16 protein-coding genes are annotated in these 18413 nt (G+C 59.2%); 11 read left to right on the forward strand and 5 right to left on the reverse strand.

The window, feature by feature from the left end:
* Positions 1–28: 28 nt before the first annotated feature.
* The 7 genes from ACR0J0_RS08920 (at position 29) to ACR0J0_RS08950 (ending at position 9560) form a co-directional block, all read left to right on the forward strand.
* The gene (locus tag ACR0J0_RS08920) at positions 29–739 is read left to right on the forward strand and encodes a VIT1/CCC1 transporter family protein (RefSeq protein WP_480663098.1); all 711 of its coding nucleotides are present in this window, start codon (positions 29–31) and stop codon (positions 737–739) included.
* A 68-nt stretch (positions 740–807) separates the two neighbouring features.
* Positions 808–2124: an SDR family oxidoreductase gene (locus ACR0J0_RS08925; protein WP_480663100.1), complete on the forward strand. Its 1317-nt coding sequence runs from the start codon at positions 808–810 to the stop codon at positions 2122–2124.
* A complete protein-coding gene (locus ACR0J0_RS08930) occupies positions 2124–2597 on the forward strand; it encodes a DUF2269 family protein (RefSeq protein ID WP_480663402.1) in 474 nt (157 codons plus the stop codon). The genes ACR0J0_RS08925 and ACR0J0_RS08930 overlap by 1 nt, the downstream gene beginning before the upstream one ends.
* A 107-nt stretch (positions 2598–2704) precedes the next feature.
* Positions 2705–5404 carry a DUF2339 domain-containing protein gene (locus ACR0J0_RS08935; protein WP_480663102.1) on the forward strand — a complete coding sequence of 900 codons (2700 nt, stop codon included), beginning with the start codon at positions 2705–2707 and terminating at the stop codon, positions 5402–5404.
* Positions 5405–5568: 164 nt separating this feature from the next.
* On the forward strand, positions 5569–8481 hold the full coding sequence (gene ileS / locus ACR0J0_RS08940) for an isoleucine--tRNA ligase (RefSeq protein WP_480663104.1): 2913 nt from the start codon (positions 5569–5571) through the stop codon (positions 8479–8481).
* A gap of 79 nt (positions 8482–8560) precedes the next feature.
* Positions 8561–9016, forward strand: a complete 456-nt coding sequence (locus ACR0J0_RS08945) for a methylated-DNA--[protein]-cysteine S-methyltransferase (RefSeq protein ID WP_480663106.1) — start codon at positions 8561–8563, stop codon at positions 9014–9016.
* Positions 9017–9092: 76 nt separating this feature from the next.
* Positions 9093–9560 carry a hypothetical protein gene (locus ACR0J0_RS08950; protein ID WP_480663108.1) on the forward strand — a complete coding sequence of 156 codons (468 nt, stop codon included), beginning with the start codon at positions 9093–9095 and terminating at the stop codon, positions 9558–9560.
* 5 nt (positions 9561–9565) lie between these two features.
* Here ACR0J0_RS08950 and ACR0J0_RS08955 read toward each other — a convergent pair whose 3' ends face one another.
* The 4 genes from ACR0J0_RS08955 to fsa all read right to left on the reverse strand — a co-directional run bounded on the left by ACR0J0_RS08955 (position 9566) and on the right by fsa (position 12822).
* Complete coding sequence (locus ACR0J0_RS08955) at positions 9566–10261, reverse strand: CDP-alcohol phosphatidyltransferase family protein (RefSeq protein WP_480663110.1); 696 nt, start codon at positions 10259–10261, stop codon at positions 9566–9568.
* 86 nt (positions 10262–10347) lie between these two features.
* Entirely contained in the window at positions 10348–11268 is a 921-nt protein-coding gene (locus ACR0J0_RS08960; protein WP_480663111.1) for a tyrosine recombinase XerC, read from the reverse strand.
* Positions 11265–11972, reverse strand: coding sequence for a DUF484 family protein (locus tag ACR0J0_RS08965; RefSeq protein ID WP_480663113.1), 708 nt, complete (start codon positions 11970–11972; stop codon positions 11265–11267). Before ACR0J0_RS08965 ends, ACR0J0_RS08960 begins: the two co-directional genes overlap by 4 nt.
* A 196-nt stretch (positions 11973–12168) precedes the next feature.
* Positions 12169–12822, reverse strand: a complete 654-nt coding sequence (gene fsa / locus ACR0J0_RS08970; protein ID WP_152457215.1) for a fructose-6-phosphate aldolase — start codon at positions 12820–12822, stop codon at positions 12169–12171.
* Between the two features lie 88 nt (positions 12823–12910).
* On the opposite strand from fsa, the gene ACR0J0_RS08975 reads away from it, so the two are divergent.
* The 4 genes from ACR0J0_RS08975 to ACR0J0_RS08990 all read left to right on the forward strand — a co-directional run bounded on the left by ACR0J0_RS08975 (position 12911) and on the right by ACR0J0_RS08990 (position 17806).
* On the forward strand, positions 12911–15106 hold the full coding sequence (locus tag ACR0J0_RS08975; RefSeq protein WP_480663115.1) for a primosomal protein N': 2196 nt from the start codon (positions 12911–12913) through the stop codon (positions 15104–15106).
* A 79-nt stretch (positions 15107–15185) separates the two neighbouring features.
* Positions 15186–16418, forward strand: a complete 1233-nt coding sequence (locus tag ACR0J0_RS08980) for an MFS transporter (protein ID WP_480663117.1) — start codon at positions 15186–15188, stop codon at positions 16416–16418.
* 66 nt (positions 16419–16484) lie between these two features.
* Entirely contained in the window at positions 16485–17357 is an 873-nt protein-coding gene (locus ACR0J0_RS08985) for a 50S ribosomal protein L11 methyltransferase (protein WP_480663119.1), read from the forward strand.
* A 104-nt stretch (positions 17358–17461) separates the two neighbouring features.
* Positions 17462–17806, forward strand: coding sequence for a hypothetical protein (locus tag ACR0J0_RS08990; protein ID WP_480663121.1), 345 nt, complete (start codon positions 17462–17464; stop codon positions 17804–17806).
* A gap of 103 nt (positions 17807–17909) precedes the next feature.
* Here ACR0J0_RS08990 and ACR0J0_RS08995 read toward each other — a convergent pair whose 3' ends face one another.
* Entirely contained in the window at positions 17910–18122 is a 213-nt protein-coding gene (locus ACR0J0_RS08995; protein ID WP_239335939.1) for a DUF1127 domain-containing protein, read from the reverse strand.
* Positions 18123–18413: the final 291 nt, after the last annotated feature.

Consider the following 18413-nt stretch of genomic DNA (forward strand, 5'->3'; position numbering starts at 1 on the left):
ACCGAGTATAACACCGCCAGAGCCAGCCATGACCGACCACGGACACAGCCAGCAGGAGATCGCCGCGCGGATCAACGCCCCCCCGGGCCGGGGTGTTCTGCGGGATGTGGTTTATGGCGGCATCGACGGCTCGGTGACCACTTTTGCCATCGTTTGTGGCGTTGCGGGTGCGGGGTTGTCTCCGTTTATCATCGTGGCGCTGGGGCTGGCCAATGTGTTGGCCGACGGGTTTTCCATGGCCGCAGGCAACTACTCGGGCACCAAGGCCGAACTGGACAACATCCGCCGAATTCGGACTATCGAGGAACGCCATATCAAGCTCTATCCCAAAGGCGAATGGGCCGAGGTGCGCGAAATCCTCGCGCAGAAGGGGCTGTCAGGCAAGGTTCTGGACGAGGCGACGGACGCGATCACTGCGGATCGGGAAAACTGGATCAACCTGATGATCGAAGGCGAATACGGTCTGGGCAGCGTCGATCCAAACCCGTTCAAGGCTGCGATGGCGACGTTTCTGGCGTTTCTTATCGCCGGAATGATCCCGTTGTTGCCGTTCCTTCTGTCTGCGGATCAAGCGTTCCGGATCTCTGCCTTTATGACACTGGGCGTGTTCTTTGCGATCGGGGCGCTGAAAAGCCGTTGGTCACTGGCTCCGTGGTGGCGATCCGGTCTTGAAACGCTGCTGATCGGTGGCGCGGCTGCGCTGATCGCGTACCTCGTGGGGTCGCTGTTTCACCCCTAGTGGCCAGAAGTGTCGCAGGAGCGTCGGCAAGTCTGGTCAACGCGGCTTGAACCGTTACTGTGCCGGTGATGCAACCTGTTTCGATCTTTGAAAAAAACGTACTTGTTCTGGGCGCATACGGGTTTATCGGTACCGCCGTGACTCGGTCGCTTCTTCGCGGCGGTGCGCGTGTTTCGGCGTTTGTGCGCAGCGTGAAAACGGGTGCTCAGGTCTTGCCGGGGATGCCCACGGTGCAAGGCGACCTGCGCGATTACACGGACCCGCAGGATTGGCAGGACGCGCTGGCGGGTATCGACTGCGTCGTGAACTGCGCGGGCGCATTGCAGGATGGGCCGTCGGACGAACTGGAATCCGTTCACCACACGGCTATCGCCGCTTTGGGTCTGGCCTGTGCCCAACGGGGAATCGCGGTCGTTCAGGTTTCGGCGATTGGGGCGACTGCGGACGCTGATACGGATTTCATGCGAACGAAGGCCGCCGGGGATGAGGCGCTGAGGTCCAGCGGTGTTCCGCTTTGGATACTTCGACCGGGTTTGGTTATCGGGCAATCCGATTACGGCGGCACGGCCCTTTTGCGCATGCTGGCGGCTGTGCCCCTGGTTCAGCCGGTGGCTTATCCCGAAACGCCTGTTCAGTGTATTGGAATGCCCGATCTGTGCCGCGCGGTCGAGGGCGCCGTTGCGGGTGAACTACCGCAAGGCACTTATGACCTGATCGAAGACGAACCACAGCCTCTCGTGCATGTTCTGGCCGAGACACGCCGATGGTTGGGGTTTCCTGCCGCGCGCGTGACGTTGGCACTGCCTTCAGTTTTGACGCGCTTGGTTGCCAGCGGCGCAGATGGGCTCAGCCATTTGGGATGGCGCTCGCCCCTGCGCAGCAATGCGATGCAAGTGATGGAAACGGGTGTTGTCGGCGACCCTGAACCTTACCGGATGGCTGCCGGCCACGCGATCGCGCCTTTGAAACAGGTCTATGCCAAACTGACCTGTTCGCGAGAACACAGGCTGACAGCACGCATGACGCTGTTGATGCCGCTCGTTGTGGGTGTTCTCAGCCTGTTTTGGGTTCTGTCCGGCCTCTTTGGTCTTTGGGGGGTCTCTGCGGCGGCGGGTGTTCTGACGAATGCGGGGTGGGGGTTTGCTGCCGCGCTAGCCAGCGTCATTTTCTGGTCTTTCGTCGATATCGCGTTGGGGTTGGCCATTCTGTGGCGGCCATGGGCGGCGCACGCTTGTTTGGCGCAGTTTGGCGTCGCCGTGCTCTACCTCGTGGCAGCGACACTTGTTGTTCCCGAGTTTTGGGTCGATCCATTAGGTCCGTTGACCAAGATCTTGCCCACGATGACATTGTCTCTGGTCGCCTGGCCCATGTTGCAAAGCCGATGATGGACCCTGATCTGATCCTGCGCTGGTTGCACATTATCGGGGCCTGCGTCCTGTTGGGCACCGGTGCCGGGATCGCGTTTTTCATGCTGATGGCGCACCGGTCGGGCGATCCGCGTTTCATAGCGCAAACCGCGGGTGTGGTGGTTTTGGCCGATCTGGTGTTCACGACAACGGCTGTTATCGCACAGCCGGTCACAGGTGGCCTGCTGGCGTGGCGGTTGGGGTGGTCTCTCGCCGATGGATGGATCGTCCTGTCACTTGTCCTTTACGGTGTGACGGGCCTGTTCTGGCTACCTGTCGTCTGGATACAGACCAGACTGCGCGACCTTGCTCGGGCGGCTGCAGAATCCGGCGATCCATTGTCTGCGTCCTACCATCGGCTGTTTCGGATCTGGTTTGCCTGCGGTTTTCCCGCATTCGCGGCTGTGCTGGCGATCGTCTGGCTGATGATTGCCAGACCAACAATCGGCTAGGGCCAGATCGCGCCGATTTGCGTGCCGCACAAATTTCATGTCATTTCGGGCTGTTGCGCGGAACGACACCCGGTTAGCTTGACGGCAAACCTGCTTGGAGGCTTCGATTGGAATCCCTACTCGTCCTTGTTGGATTGATTGTATTGGCCATCCCGGTGGCCATAATTATTCTGCTAGTCGCGCAGGTCCGGTTGCGTCGCCGGGTTGAACAGCTTGAATTGCAGCTCCGCGCGCTTGGCGGAGAAATTCCCGAGCAGGAGCCGAAAGCTGAACCACCTGAGGTAAAGGAAAAGAAACCTTCGCCTTGGCCGGCGCTCAAGACCGCGACGCCTGAAACGGTCCCGAGTGAGGAACCTTCTGAACCAGAGACGAAAGGCGTGCCTGTCGGGACTACGGTACGGGAAGATCGTTTTGCGGCATTTGGGGCCTGGTTACGCGAGAACTGGTTTTACGCTGTTTCGGCCCTGTCGCTGGCTCTGGCAGGCATATTTCTGGTTCAGTACGGTGTGGAAAGCGGGTTGCTGTCACCTGCGATGCGGGTCATCGCGGCCTTGGTCTTCGGCGCGTTACTGATTGGTGCGGGTGAGGTGATCCGCCGTAAATTTGGCGATGACGAAACCTCGGCCACCGCCTATCTGCCATCGGTCTTTTCTGGTGCCGGTTTGGTTGCGCTGTTCGGCGGCCTTCTGGCCGCTCGACAGCTGTATGATCTGATCGGCCCCGAAGCAGCGCTGGCTGCAATGATCTTCGTGGCCATCCTGGGCCTTGTGCTTGGCTGGTTCCACGGCCCGCTGTTGGCGGCGGTCGGCTTGATCGGAGCGTTTGCAGCACCGTTTCTGGTGGGCGGAGCATCAAGGGACCCCAGTTGGCTATACGGTTACTTCTTTGTCGTTTCCGTGCTTGGACTGGGTATCGACACCGTACGCCGCTGGGCGTGGATATCCGTTCTGGCTCTGATCGGCGGGTATAGCGCATGCCTGTTGATGGTTCTGTCCGCACCGCTGACCGAACCGGAATACCTGCTCTGCGTGACCGCTCTGGCTGTGATTGCGATCGCGATACCTGTCCGGCGGATTTGGCCCGATCACAGCGGGCGCCTGATCAGCGAGGTCATACTCACTGGAAAAGGCGGCCCATGGCCCGAATTTCCCACCCGTCTGGCTTTTGGAGCAGTGGCTGTCAGCACAGCCATTCTGTCGCTCCATTGGCCGGATTCGCCGGCCGAGTTCTGGCTGGGCGTTGTCCTGTTGTCCGGCCTCACACTGGGTTTGATGATCTGGGCCAGTCAGGCGCGGGCATTGCAGGACATGACTGTATTGCCCGCTGCGGGACTGATCTGGTTCATCCTGATTCACGGCTGGGACCACGGCACCGTTGCGCGCCAGTTTGCTGAAACTTATGCCGAGACCGCAGAGGCGGATTACCCAATTGCACTGACGATGTTGGTCGTGTTGGGGGCAGTGATCTCTGTCCTCGCGGCCTGGCGATCCCTGCGCGCCACTGAATATGCGGCGGTTTGGGCGGCTGGGGCCGCGATCTTTGCGCCCGGTCTGGCCATCGCTCTTGAGATCGGTTGGCACCCGGCCGAGGTCATCGGGGCCTACCCGTGGGCGCTTCATGCCATGGCGCTGGCAGTGTTGATGGTGGGTCTCGCCGGTCGTTTTGCGCGTGTGGATGGTGAAAATCATCTGCGCCCGGCTTTGGTGACGCTCTCAGCTTTGTCATGTCTTACCTTCGCTTGTGTGATCGTCCTGAGCTCTGCCGCCCTGACTATTGCATTTGTGGCCCTGATCGCCGCCGCCGCCGTTTTGGACCGCCGGTTCGATCTGCCGCAAATGAGCTGGTTCATTTGGGCTGGCGTTTTCACGGTGACGATCCGCCTCGTGCTGAATCCCGGTCTGGATTGGGCGACCACCGCGCCTGTTGGTGAAATGGCTTTGGTCTATGCGGTGTCCGTCGTTGGATTTCTGGTAGCTTGGACGATCCTGCGGCCCATGAATCGTCCTGTGATCGTGTTGTTGCTTGAAAGCGCTGCCTGGGCGACCGCGGGCATCTTGCTATCTTTGCTGTTGTTGCGCTGGCTGGAGGGGTTCGGCGAAGGCGGCGCCGAGGACAGCCATTGGGGCCTGGGCCTGCTCTCGGTGATTTGGCTTCTGCTGGCCTGCGCGCAGGTGCGGCGGTTCGAACTGGGTGGAAAACTGAACTACGTGCGGTACGTGCTCACGTTGTTCTTCGCGGCTCATGGTATGTACCGTCTGGGCGAAGCGTTGACGATGGCGAACCCTCTGCTTCACCCTCACGCCGATCCGGTGATCGGGGTGCCGCTGCTGAATACGCTCGCTGTGGCCTACTTGTTACCAGCGCTCATTCTGGGCGTTTCGGCGTCATGGCTGCCTGCGTTGCACCCGCGCTGGCGGCAGGTCTGTTTTGGATCGGCTGCGGTACTGGGTACAGTCTGGCTGGGTCTCACCATCCGCCATATCTGGCAGGGGGCCGGTGGCATGTATGCAGGCGACGGCGTCTCGCAGCCCGAGCTTTACACCTATACGATGGCGCTTCTGATCATCGGTGCAGCACTGTTCTACCAGTCGCTCGCGCGTCGGTCCGATTTGATGCGCAAAGCGGGGCTGGCCGTGATCGGCCTTGCGGTTGCCAAGGTCTTTCTAGTCGATATCTCAGGATTGGGCGGTTTGATCCGGGTCTTTTCGCTGCTGGCGCTGGGGCTGGCATTGGCCGGTCTTGCGTGGCTCAATCGCTGGGCAAAGCTGCGCCATTCGCCGCAACGGTCGGAACCTCTGGACCATTAGGCGCGCGCGTCCTATAAGCGCGGCCATGTATGACCGGACGGCCATCATTATTCGAATTATATCCCCGGCGCTCTGACCCTCTGAGACGCCGGGCAAAGGTGTTTGAGACTTCGCACCGACCGCATCGATCCTAGTACGACCAGATCATCCAAAGGACGCCCCCAATGTGCGCCGACACGATCCAGACACCTGATTACAAAGACACGCTGAACCTGCCCAAAACCGAATTCCCCATGCGCGCCGGCCTGCCCAAGCGCGAACCCGCATGGCTGGAGCGGTGGGAGACCATTGGCGTCTATGACCGCCTGCGTGAAAAAGAGGGCCGCCAGCCCTTTACGCTGCATGACGGCCCCCCGTACGCGAACGGTCACCTGCATATCGGCCACGCGCTGAACAAGACCATCAAGGACATGATCGTGCGGTCCCATCAGATGATGGGCTTTGATGCGCGTTATGTTCCGGGCTGGGACTGCCACGGTCTGCCGATCGAGTGGAAGATCGAGGAGCAGTACCGCAAGAAGGGCAAGAACAAGGACGAGGTGAACGTCGTCGATTTCCGACAGGAATGCCGCAAGTTCGCCGAAGGCTGGATCGACATCCAGCGTGAAGAGTTCAAGCGTCTGGGCATCACAGGCAACTGGGCCGATCCCTACATCACGATGGACTATCACGCCGAGGCCGTGATCGCCGACGAGTTCATGAAGTTCCTGATGAACGGCACGCTCTATCAGGGCTCTAAGCCCGTGATGTGGTCGCCCATCGAGAAAACCGCTCTGGCCGAGGCTGAGGTCGAGTACCACGACAAGGAAAGCTTCACCATCTGGGTGAAGTTCAAGGTCGTGAATGCCGGTGATTTGGATGACGCGTTTGTTGTGATCTGGACGACGACCCCGTGGACCATGCCTTCGAATAAGGCCGTCGTATATGGCAAGGATATCTCCTACGGCCTTTACGAAGTCACCGGCGCGCCTGAGGAGTGCTGGGCCAATGTGGGAGACAAATTCCTGCTGGCCGACAATCTGGCCGCCGACGTTCTGGGCCGTGCGCGTCTGAGCGACGATCAGTGGACCCGCGTCCGTGACGTGACCACCGATGAGCTCGAGGGCGTGCAACTGACCCACCCGCTGGCTGGAGCCGAGGGCGGCAATGGCGAATGGGACGACATCCGCGACTTCCGCGCCGCTGAGTTTGTGACCGATACCGAAGGTACGGGGTTCGTCCACTGCGCGCCGTCGCACGGTATGGAAGAATTCGAGCTGTACCGCGATCTGGGCATGCTCGAACAGGTTATCACCTACAATGTGATGGACGATGGCTCATTCCGCGCTGATCTGCCGTTCTTTGGTGGCAAATACATCCTGTCCCGCAAAGGTGGCGAGGGTGACGCGAACAAAGCCGTCATCGACAAGCTGGTCGAGGTCGGTGGTCTGTTGGCGCGTGGCAAGATCAAGCACAGCTATCCGCATTCGTGGCGTTCCAAGGCGCCGATCATCTACCGCAACACACCGCAGTGGTTTGCATCCGTAGACCGCAAGTTGGACGATGGCATGGGTGAGATGGGCGACACCATCCGCGAACGCGCCCTGCGGTCGATCGACGAGCTGGTGAAATGGACACCGCAGACCGGTCGCAACCGCCTGTATTCGATGATCGAAGCGCGCCCGGATTGGGTACTGTCGCGCCAGCGCGCCTGGGGCGTGCCGCTGACCTGCTTCACCAAGAAGGGCGCTCTGCCCACCGACGCGGATTACCTGTTGCGTAACGAAGACCTCAACGCTCGCATCAAGGCGGCGTTCGAGAAAGACGGCGCGGATATCTGGTACACCGACGGGTTCAAAGAACAGGTGCTGGACGGCATCGCCAACCCCGATGACTACGATCAGGTGTTCGACGTGCTGGACGTGTGGTTCGACTCGGGTTCCACACACGCCTTCGTTCTGCGTGACCGTGAGGACGGGACCGAAGACGGCATTGCCGATGTCTATATGGAAGGCACCGACCAGCACCGTGGTTGGTTCCATTCCTCGATGCTTCAGGCTTGCGGCACCAAGGGCCGTGCGCCGTATCGCAACGTTGTGACCCATGGGTTCACGCTGGATGCCAAGGGCAACAAGATGTCCAAGTCGCTGGGCAACACCATCGTGCCGGAAGAGGTCGTCAAGCAATACGGCGCGGATATCCTGCGTCTGTGGGTGGCTCAGACCGACTATACCGCCGACCAGCGGATCGGGCCGGAGATTCTGAAGGGCACCGCTGACAGCTATCGCCGCCTGCGCAACACCATGCGCTTCATGCTGGGTTCGCTGGCCGACTTCACCGAAGCGGATCGCGTTGTACCCGAGGATATGCCGCGTCTGGAACGCTGGGTGCTAAGCCGATTGGCCGATCTGGATGAACAGGTGCGCAAGGGCTATGCTGCGTTCGATTTCCAGGGTGTGTTCAGCGCTGTGTTCACTTTTGCCACGGTCGATCTGTCGTCGTTCTATTTCGATGTCCGCAAGGATGCGCTGTACTGCGATGGCGATAACCTGCGCCGTCGTTCTGCGCGCACGGTGCTGGACATCCTGTTCCATCGCCTGACCACATGGCTGGCCCCGGTTCTGGTCTTCACCATGGAAGAGGTTTGGCTGGAGCGGTTCCCGGGTGATGACAGCTCGGTCCATCTGGTAGACTTCCCGGAAACGCCTGCCGATTGGCGCGACGCCGAGCTTGAAGCGAACATGGCCAAGGTCCGCCGCGTCCGCCGTGCCGTGACCGCAGCGCTGGAGGTTCAGCGTCAGGACAAAGTCATCGGCTCAAGCCTCGAAGCGGCACCGATCGTACATGTCGAAGACGCCGAGACGCGCGACCTGCTGGCGACCTTCGACGTGGATGACATGTGCATCACCTCGGGTCTGACCGTCACTGGCGATCCGGCCCCGGCCGAAGCGTTCCGTGTACCCGAGATTGAAGGCGTCGCGGTGGTGTTCGAAAAGGCCGAGGGTGAAAAGTGCCAGCGCTGCTGGAAAATCCTGCCCGATGTAGGGCTGCACGCACATGCGGGCGTCTGCGGGCGTTGCAACGACGCACTGGGCTAAACCAATACGCCCGGCCGAAATGCCGGGGGTTTTTCTTTCCGTGCTTGCGCGTGGTTCGTTGATCTGAAACGCTAAGCATATGCCTATGATCGCCGTAGATACGCAGTTTGGCTGCCTAGGTGTCGAAGAGACCGATGGTGCCATAACCCGCCTTGTTTGGAATGGCCGGAACGAAGGTCCTGAAACGCCACTATTGAAAGAGGCGGCAGAGCAGCTGACCGCCTATGACGAAGGACGTCTGGGTCGGTTTGACCTGCCATACTACGTTGAAGGATCAGAATTCCAGAAACAGGTCTGCAACCTGATGTTCGCGATCCCGTTGGGCGAGACCCGAACCTATGGCGACATCGCCAAAGAGCTTGGGCAGCCACCGCAGCCGGTCGGTCAAGCCTGCGGCGCAAATCCAATTCCCGTGATTATACCCTGCCATCGGGTGCTGTCCGCCAATGGTCTGGGCGGCTTCTCGGGCGAGGGCGGTGTCGAGACCAAAGTGGCCCTGTTGCGCCATGAACGCGCGGCTGGGTTGTTGATCTGAGCCTCGAAAACCAGTTGCAATCCCGTTGTTTGAGGCCCAACCTATATCAGTTGCTGAATTTGAAGGACCGCATCGAATGACTGCTCAAACAGACCCGGCCGCCCGCAAGAAGGCCATCATCGACCGCCTGATGTCGCTGGAAGAACAGGAATTGGCGACTGCGCAGGCGCACTACGATGCATTTCTGAAGGACTCACAGCTGGATGATCGCGAGGGGCACGACAAGGACGACATCGCCGCATCGCGCGAGAACGCGGATTTGGCAGCGGCCTTCGACGCACCCGTCCATGCCCATCACGCCAAAATCGACGTGATTGAGAATACGGATTTCAGCCTGACAGACAGGGTGCAACCGGGTGCAGTGGTCAAATTCAACAGCCGCCACTTCGTGGTCTGTGTTTCGACCACGCGGTTTGAGGTTGACGGGAAAACCTACATGGGAATTTCAACCCAAAGCCCGATTTACCTGGCCATGACCGGCCTGCAAGAGGGCGATGTATTCACCCATAACGGTACCGAGTTTGAGGTTGAAGAAGTCCTTTAACCTTATCAGTCATTGCGCTGCGGGATCACCTGCTGCGCAATCCCGGCCGAAACCAGATACAGGCTGGTGATCACAAGCCCCCAATGAGCCCAGCTTTCGGGGTGAAAATCAACCCACGCCGCCCAACCGGCAAAGAAGGTCCATGCAAAAGCCATAGGCAGGGACACGGTGCGCCAGCGTTCCGTGCGGACCGGGTGGATGAACTTCAAAGGCAGGAACATCGCCAGTGACAGCAGCGAAACCAGTAGCAGGATGACCCAGAAGTTGGGCTCCAATGCGAAAATCACGATTACGAACATGTTCCAGCAACCTGGAAAGCCCGAGAACGAGTTATCCTTGGTCTTCATCCGCGTGTCCGCGAAATACATGGCGCTGGCAAAAGTAATGACGATGATGGCAAACCAGCCGGTCCATCCGTCCATCAGGCCCGATTTGAACAATGCAAAGGCCGGGATGAAGACATATGTCAGGTAGTCGATGATCAGGTCCAGAAGAACACCGTCAAATTCCGGTGCGTTCTTTTTGACGTGGTAGTGGCGCGCCAGCGGGCCGTCGATACCATCCACGATGAACGAAATCACCAGCCACAGATACATCAGGCTCCATTTTTCTTCGACTGCGGCCAGCATGGCCAGCATTGCGAAGACGGCGCCGGTTGCAGTGAACAGATGTACGAAAAGGGCTTTGAGTTTTATTGTCATTTGTGTCTCTTGGACGATGCGCGCTGCAGATGCAAACCAAAAGCCCGCCAATCGCACAAAGCGCAACGTCACGAGCTGGATGGAAGTCAGGCTTTGGGGTGGGCGCGGTTATAAACCTCCATAAGCCGGGCCGTGTCTACGGCGGTATAGGCTTGAGTGGTAGAGAGCGAGGAATGCCCCAGCAGTTCCTGAATGGCCCGCAGATCGCCCCCGGCGGACAGAAGATGGGTTGCGAAACTGTGCCTTAAAGCGTGTGGTGTCGCAGTGGCGGGCAGGCCGAGTTGCATTCGTGCCTTGGCCATCACGCCCTGAATCGCCCGTGGATTGAGTGGGCCGCCGCGTACACCACGGAACAGTGCCTGGTCACTGGCCTGCGGATGCGGGCAAAGCTGCAGGTAATGCGTGACCGCAGCGCGGGCAGCAGGAAGAACCGGAACCACCCGCTCTTTTCCGCCTTTGCCGACAATGCGCAGGCTATCCGGTAAAGGCGCGTCCGCGCCGGTCAGAGACAGTGCTTCAGAGATACGCAGGCCACACCCATACAGTAGAGTGACAACGGCGACGTCCCGTGCCGAAACCCAATCATTCGTTGATTGCAACTCAACCGTTTCGATCATGGCCCGGGCAGCGTCTTCGGCCAGCGGGCGGGGAAGCTTTTTGGTGAATTTCGGTGCACGCGTGGACAAAACAGCTGTGGGTTCGAACCCCTCGCGTTCAGCGAGCCAGCGGTAGAAGCTTTTGACAGCCGACAATTTGCGCGCCAGAGACCGCGCGCCAACGCCCGAGCTGCGCTGATCAGCCATCCATGCGCGCATGTCGGATACGGTGATCCGGGCCAGTGCGGCCAAACCCTGCCGTTCACTGTAGTGCAGGGTCATGAATGACAGGAATTCGGTGACATCACCACGATACGCGGTCTGCGTATTTTCCGACCGCCCCGCCAGCGCGCTCAGACCGTCCAGCCAGTTCTGTAACGCGTCGCGACAGGCGGGTGAGATCAGGCTCACGACAGCCAGTGGCGCATTGAACGTTCGAAGACGCCGGCAAAGAACGACAGAAGATCAGTGCCCAGCTGCGGCGAAAAGTGATTTCGGTCTTTTGCGCTCATGACGATCATTCCGGGCAGGCGGCCGTCGCCCAGGTCCAGCCGTAGGCAGGCTTCAGAGCGTAGATGCTCAGCTTTGGGCCCCAAAATTCTGTGCGTTGGGTGAAGGATCTCGCGCAAAACCACGTCACGGGCAGGGCCGCTGCGGTCGAAGGTCAGGTAATTGTCAACGAAACCGGGTTCGACAACCGAAAGCACTCCGCCCAATGTATTGATGGCCGGATCTTCCTGCGTTGCAGTCGACTCAAGAACCAGCGTGATCCGATCCACGCGCAGGATTTCAGCCACATCGGTTCCGAGGGTACGCAGGAAATCCTCAAACCCGGCGGGCTCCAGCAGGCGGATGATGGCGCGATGCACCTGATTTGTGCCTGCCAGATTCTCATAGGCTGCCGCAATGACGGACCGATGCGTGTCCTCAAGCCTGTCCAGGCGCGCCTCAAGCCGCTGCATGGCGATGCCGCGCAAATCGATGATGTTGTCGCCGCGCGCCTGTTCATTGGCCATTACAAGCGCCTGCATCAGGTCCTTGTCGTCCAGCACGGCGTCCGGTTCGGCCAGAATTGCGGCGCGCAAATTATCCTTGAGTTTCGTGTTGCTGCTCATGTCCCGCTCGGTCTTTTTTTGTTGAGGGGTTTATAACATGAGTTAGCGGAATTGCCTTGAAAAAAATGCAGAACCTGCGGGATTTCATATGAGCTGTGCTCAGTGGCTTCCGCCTGCGAAACCCTGATCTTTGATCAGGGCCTGGAAGTTGGGCCGAGCGCGGCACCTGACGGTGCCGCGCGGTCGCGCAAAAAGATCAGAGGATCTTCTGACCGGTCTTGGCCCAGTCGGCCAGAAAGGTTTCCAGGCCTTTGTCGGTCAGCGGATGGTCGGCCAGCTTCTTGATGACGGCGGGCGGAGCGGTGATCACGTCGGCACCGATACGGGCGCTGTCGGTGACATGGTTCACGGTGCGGATCGAAGCGGCCAGGATTTCAGTCTCAAAACCGTAGTTGTCATAAACCTGACGGATATCGGCGATCAGGTCCATGCCGTCGAGGTTGATGTCGTCCAGACGGCCGATGAAGGGAGAGATGAAGGTAGCACCCGCTTTTGCGGCCAGAATGGCCTGATTGGTCGAAAAGCACAGAGTTACGTTGACCATCTGACCTTCGTCAGAAAGCGTCTTGCAGGTCTTCAGGCCGGCCCAGGTCAGCGGCACCTTGACTGCGATGTTCGGAGCGATCTTGGCCAGCTTGCGGCCTTCGGCGATCATGTCGTCGGCCTCGGTGGCGACAACTTCGGCCGAGACGGGACCGTCGACCAGATCACAGATTTCCTTGGTCACTTCCAGAATATCGCGACCCGATTTCAGGATCAGCGAGGGGTTGGTGGTCACACCGTCTACCATGCCCAGATCGTTCAGTTCGGCGATGGCGTCGATCTCGGCTGTGTCTACGAAAAATTTCATGAGGGCAGTCCTTTGATGGGTTGGCCTTGGTCGCCGATGCCTTTACCTCAAAGAGACCCATGCTGGAACCCCCTGCGAAGGATGTGCCGTGAGCGCTAACGGATTTTTCGACGAAGGAGAACTGGTTGCGGTGCTGACAACGCAACCGCTGGACCGGACGCTGGATTACAAGGCGCCCGAGGGTGGGTGTTTTCTTGGGGCTTATGTCGAGGTGCCGCTGGGGCCACGAAAAGTGCTGGGAGTTGTCTGGGGGCCGGGTCAGGGAGGGTTCGACCTTGCCAAGGCGCGATCGGTGATCCGGGTGCTTGAGGTCGCGCCGATGCGCGAAGAGATGCGGTTGTTTCTGGGGCGGGTGGCTGATTACACGCTGACGTCGATGCCGGCGATGCTTCGGTTGGCGACTCGCGCGCCGGGGCTGGGCGATCCGCCTTCGATGCGCAAGATTTATCGGCTGGGCAATGGAGAACCTGATCGGATGACTGACGCACGGACACGTGTGTTAGAGGTTCTGCGCGATTATGGCGGGTTGGCATTTACGCTGAAAGAACTTGCCGAACAGGCCGGGGTCACGTCATCGGTCGTTAAAGGGTTGGTCAAACAGGGTGCTGTAAGGGAAGAAGACAGCCCTCGTGACTTGCCTTATCCGCACCTTGACCCGGATTTGCCGGGCAAGGCGTTGACCGAAGATCAGGCCGCTGCGGTTGCAAAACTGCAGGAAGGCCAGCGGTCTGGGGATTACGGAACAACGTTGTTGAAGGGTGTCACTGGTTCGGGCAAGACTGAGGTGTATCTGGAAGCCGTGGCCGAAGCGCTACGTATGGGGCGGCAGGCGCTGGTGCTGCTGCCAGAGATCGCCCTGACCGCCGAGTTTCTGACGCGGGTCGAAGCGCGATTCGGTGCGCGCCCGGCCGAGTGGCATTCCGGCGCGACCATGACCGAGCGGCGCCGGGTCTGGCGTATGGTCGGGCAGGGGGACGCGCAACTGGTCGTTGGGGCCCGGTCAGCTTTGTTCCTGCCGTTCCGCAATCTGGGGCTGGTTGTGGTCGATGAAGAACATGACACCTCATACAAGCAAGAGGACGGCGTCCACTACAGCGCGCGCGACATGGCCGTGCTGCGTTCGGCTATCTGTGGCGCGCGGGTCATCCTCGCGAGTGCAACGCCGTCGCTGGAAAGCTGGGCGAATGCAGAGGCGGGTAAATACGAACGGGTCGACCTGACCTCACGCTTTGGCGCGGCGGTTCTGCCCGAGATGAAGCCGATCGACATGCGAGCCGAGCAGATGCAGCCTGGGACGTGGATTTCTCCGTCGCTGCGACAGGCGGTGCGGCAGCGGATCGAGAAGGGCGAACAGTCGCTGCTGTTCATCAACCGCCGCGGCTATGCACCTGTAACTTTGTGCCGGGCCTGTGGAGAACAGATTGCCTGTGACCATTGTGATGCGCGGATGGTTGAACACCGGTTCTTGAAACGCCTGATGTGCCACCAATGCGGCGAGACCAAACCGATGCCCGAGGCTTGCCCATCCTGCGGTGTCGAAGGAAAGTTGGCTCCTGTTGGGCCGGGGATCGAGCGTCTGGCAGAAGAGGCCGAAGCCACCTTCCCCGAAGCCAATATCGCGATGCTGAGTTCGGATTTATTTGGCTCGGCCAGGGCATTGAAGGCCAAGATCGAAGAGATTGCCGAAGGGGACGCGGATATTGTCATCGGCACGCAATTGGTGGCCAAAGGGCACAATTTCCCGAAACTTACATTGGTTGGTGTTATCGACGCGGATCTTAGTCTGCACGGGGCAGACCTGCGCGCCGCTGAACGAACCTTCCAATTGATGCGTCAGGTAGCGGGTCGTGCGGGGCGGGCGGATAAGCCGGGGCAGGCGCTGTTGCAGACATTCCAGCCCGAGCATCCTGTGATCCGGGCGATTCTGTCCGGTGATGAAGAAGGGTTCTGGAAGGCCGAAGCTGCGGGGCGGCAGGCCGCTGGAGTACCTCCCTACGGGCGTATGGCCGGGATTGTTCTGTCTGGCCCCGAAATTGGTCCGGTGTTCGACATTGGCAACGCAATGGCCCGCAACGATGCGCCATTGCGCGAAATTGGGGCACAGGTCTTCGGTCCCGCTCCGGCCCCGATTGCGCGGATCAGGGGCAGGCACCGTGTGAGATTGCTGGTCAAAGCCCCGAAAGGCGCACCTATTCAGGACGCGATCGCGCGCTGGATCGCGCCATTGCGCCTGAAGGGGGACCTGCGTTTGACAGTGGATATCGACCCGCAGAGTTTCTACTGAGCTCTGCATCAGCGCAGAGCGACTGTGCGCGCACGCCTTACCTCTCGCCAAAATCGGAAAATGGGCGTACAGGAGTCCCATGCTGAAACCAATGCCCCTCTCCGAGGCGCAGAGCCTTCCGTTCTGGCGCCGCCCTGTGACGCTCCTGTTCATGATGGCACTGACCATGCCCATCGCGTTCAACGGGTGGAGTGCGCTGTTGAACAACTTCGTCATCGAAGTGGCGAATTTCGATGGGGCGGATATCGGCTTGCTGCACACGGTGCGCGAAATCCCTGGATTCCTGGCGGTCGGTGTGATCGCGGTGATCATTTTCGTGCGCGAACAGGTGCTGGCGATGATCTCGCTGATGATGCTTGGCGTGGCCACTGCAGTGACGGCCTGGTTTCCCAGCCTTGGCGGGTTGCTGTTTGTCACCCTCTTCAGTTCGATCGGATTTCACTACTACGAAACGGTGAACCAGTCGCTGCAACTGCAATGGTTGCCCAAGGACCGCGCACCTCAGATTCTGGGATGGCTTGTGGCTATGGGGTCGGCAGCCACGGCGGTTGTGTATGGCTTGATTGTGCTGACATGGGACCGGTTTGACCTGTCGTATAATACTGTGTTCATGGCCGCCGGTGGCGTGACGGCACTATTGGCATTGTTCTGCCTGTTCGCCTATCCGCAGTTCGATTCTCCGACCCCGCAAACCAAAAAGCTGGTCCTGCGTCGCCGCTACTGGCTGTACTATGCGCTGCAATTCATGGCCGGAGCCCGCAGGCAGATCTTTGTCGTCTTCGCGGGCTTCATGATGGTCGAGAAATTCGGCTTTGAAGTCCACGAACTGACAAGCCTTTATCTGATCAACCTCATGATCAACATGGCGGCAGCACCGATGCTGGGCAAAGCTGTGTCCGTCTTCGGTGAGCGCCGAACACTGATTTTCGAGTATGCCGGTCTGGCGATCGTCTTTGCGGCCTATGGTGGCATCTACTGGTTTGGTTGGGGCGTGGTTCTGGCGGCGATCCTCTATGTCATCGACCATGTGCTGTTCGCTTTGGCATTGGCGCTTAAGACATACTTCCAGAAAATCGCGGACCCGGCGGATATCGCGCCAACTGCGGCCGTAGCCTTTACCATCAATCACATCGCCGCTGTGTTCCTGCCAGCGCTTCTGGGCCTGCTGTGGGTCGTTTCTCCCGGCGCGGTCTTTGCCTTGGCAGCCCTGATGGCAATCGTATCGTTGCTTCTGTCTCTGCTGATCCCGCGCCACCCCGAACCGGGCAATGAGACCATCCTTACGAAATACGCGCCTGCGCCTGCTGAATAAGCGCGAACGCTTGACCTTGGCGGGCCATCGCCATAGGCGCTGTATCAACTGATACAGGAGGCCCCCATGCCCACATTCACCGCGCTGACGACTCTGTCCGGTAAGAAAGCCGCCGAAGGGCTGGGCGAAGCCATGGAGCGCCTGGACCCGGAACCCACCGGTGTGGGTGTCTTTGAGGTCGAAGATGGTTCGGGCCTGTGGGAAGTTGGCGGCTATTTTACCGAAACTCCGGACGAAACCGCACTGGCCGTTCTGGCGGCGGCGTTTGAAGCCAAGCCTTTTGTGGTGTCCGAATTGCCCGAAACGGACTGGGTCGCCCACGTGCGCCGCGAGCTGGCTCCGGTCGAGGCCGGGCGTTTCTTTGTCTATGGCGGCCACGATGCAGACAAACTGCCCGAGGGACGAATCCCTCTGTTGATCGAGGCCGCCATGGCCTTCGGCACCGGCCACCATGGTACGACATTGGGGTGTCTGAAAGCGTTGGACGGCCTTCTGAACGAAGGTTTCACGGCAAGCAAAGTGGCCGATATCGGCTGCGGTACAGCTGTTCTGGCCATGGCGGCTGCGCGGGTCTGGGAGGGTGAGATCATCGCCAGTGATATCGACGAGGTCGCTGTGGATGTTGCCGAAGCCAACCTGAAGGCCAACGGAATGTCCGGACAGGTCCGTTGCGTCGAAGCGGCGGGCTTCGACCATCCTGAACTGAACGCAATCGCGCCCTATGACCTGATTTTCGCGAACATCCTCAAAGGCCCGTTGGTGGCTTTGTCCCCCGAAATCGCCGCGAATCTGCGGGTTGGAGGCCGCGCAATTCTATCGGGAATCCTCAATGAGCAGGCCGATGATGTGATTTCGGTTTATTTACAAAACGGGTTCAATTTAGAGCAAAACGACCAAATTGGCGAATGGACGACGCTAGTCTTAAGCAAACAGGGCTAAAATTGGGCCTTTTGCAGGAGTTTTGTAGTGTTTTGCCTCGTTTTTGTCGCAATCTGTTTTTACCGTCATAACGTGGAATCGGGGGGCGGTTTTTGGAGGCTGCCATGACGGGAAAACAATTGGAGTTTGATCAGCGCGTTACGCGTCTGAACAAAAAACACGCAAAACTAAGCCGTGGCTATCGCGCGACGATGCGCAAAGACGGTCTTGTGGTCATGAAACCACAGAGGGTGAAATCTGCGCTTCCGGCGAAGGTTCTGCTGATGTGTCTGGTCGGATTGTTTGCGTTCAAGACATTTTTGCTGACCAGCCTCGGCTCATCCGGCTATCAGTACCGGGTTGACGCCTTGAACGAGGGTACGTCGGTCGAAAAAGCGGGCGCTTGGGTAATGCAGATCGATCCGGTCTCGCAAATGCTTTCCGAGCAGCTGACTAAGATTCTACCCTGAGTTTTGTGCAAGTGAACGAGAAACGCCGCGCATTCGGTGATGCGCGGCGTTCTACTTTGCCCCGAGGGAGGAGAGGGGCGTTAGAGTGGTGGTGTGTTCGTTCTTAACGACGACCTTCGGCCACGACGTCAATATCGCCACGGCACAGTCCGATATCTTCCAGCTCGCGGTCACTCAGACCGCTCAGCGTGTTGCGAGTCACGCGGGCGTCATTCCATTCGACAACGGCGTTAACGACCGATGCAAAATTTGCGCCGATACGGCCAACGAGGCCGAACGAGCCAGTGGTGGTGCGAGTGGTGTCCAGTGCAGCCATATCCTGTTTCCTTCTGGTTTAGGTTAACGTTCTGATCATTCGATCTGAGCGGCATCTAGTGACGCCAAACCGTCTGTGCAAGTGCGGAATTTGCAAATGTCCTATGCGTTTTTTGCAGGGCTCTGGGATCATTAAAATCCCTTAATTTATTGACCATTATCCGGAAATGAATCGTGTCGAATTCAGACTTTCTGCGGTCGCAAACTGACCGTTCTGTCGCGGGTGAAACAGGTCTGTCGTTTTCAGACATTTGGTCAATTCGCTTGGAAAATGTTCACGCTTCGTGCTAAT

This window comes from Ruegeria sp. BF12, from assembly GCF_056538705.1.

What these genes read in the sequence shown, in the direction of transcription:
- ACR0J0_RS08980 (WP_480663117.1), top strand. Translation starts at nt 15,186, where the DNA reads ATGCTGAAACCAATGCCCCTCTCCGAGGCGCAGAGCCTTCCGTTCTGG.
- ACR0J0_RS08950 (WP_480663108.1), top strand. Translation starts at nt 9,093, where the DNA reads ATGACTGCTCAAACAGACCCGGCCGCCCGCAAGAAGGCCATCATCGAC.
- ACR0J0_RS08945 (WP_480663106.1), top strand. Translation starts at nt 8,561, where the DNA reads ATGCCTATGATCGCCGTAGATACGCAGTTTGGCTGCCTAGGTGTCGAA.
- ACR0J0_RS08930 (WP_480663402.1), top strand. Translation starts at nt 2,124, where the DNA reads ATGGACCCTGATCTGATCCTGCGCTGGTTGCACATTATCGGGGCCTGC.
- ileS (WP_480663104.1), top strand. Translation starts at nt 5,569, where the DNA reads ATGTGCGCCGACACGATCCAGACACCTGATTACAAAGACACGCTGAAC.
- ACR0J0_RS08965 (WP_480663113.1), bottom strand. Translation starts at nt 11,972, where the DNA reads ATGAGCAGCAACACGAAACTCAAGGATAATTTGCGCGCCGCAATTCTG.
- ACR0J0_RS08925 (WP_480663100.1), top strand. Translation starts at nt 808, where the DNA reads ATGCAACCTGTTTCGATCTTTGAAAAAAACGTACTTGTTCTGGGCGCA.
- ACR0J0_RS08955 (WP_480663110.1), bottom strand. Translation starts at nt 10,261, where the DNA reads ATGACAATAAAACTCAAAGCCCTTTTCGTACATCTGTTCACTGCAACC.
- fsa (WP_152457215.1), bottom strand. Translation starts at nt 12,822, where the DNA reads ATGAAATTTTTCGTAGACACAGCCGAGATCGACGCCATCGCCGAACTG.
- ACR0J0_RS08995 (WP_239335939.1), bottom strand. Translation starts at nt 18,122, where the DNA reads ATGGCTGCACTGGACACCACTCGCACCACCACTGGCTCGTTCGGCCTC.
- ACR0J0_RS08985 (WP_480663119.1), top strand. Translation starts at nt 16,485, where the DNA reads ATGCCCACATTCACCGCGCTGACGACTCTGTCCGGTAAGAAAGCCGCC.
- ACR0J0_RS08920 (WP_480663098.1), top strand. Translation starts at nt 29, where the DNA reads ATGACCGACCACGGACACAGCCAGCAGGAGATCGCCGCGCGGATCAAC.
- ACR0J0_RS08990 (WP_480663121.1), top strand. Translation starts at nt 17,462, where the DNA reads ATGACGGGAAAACAATTGGAGTTTGATCAGCGCGTTACGCGTCTGAAC.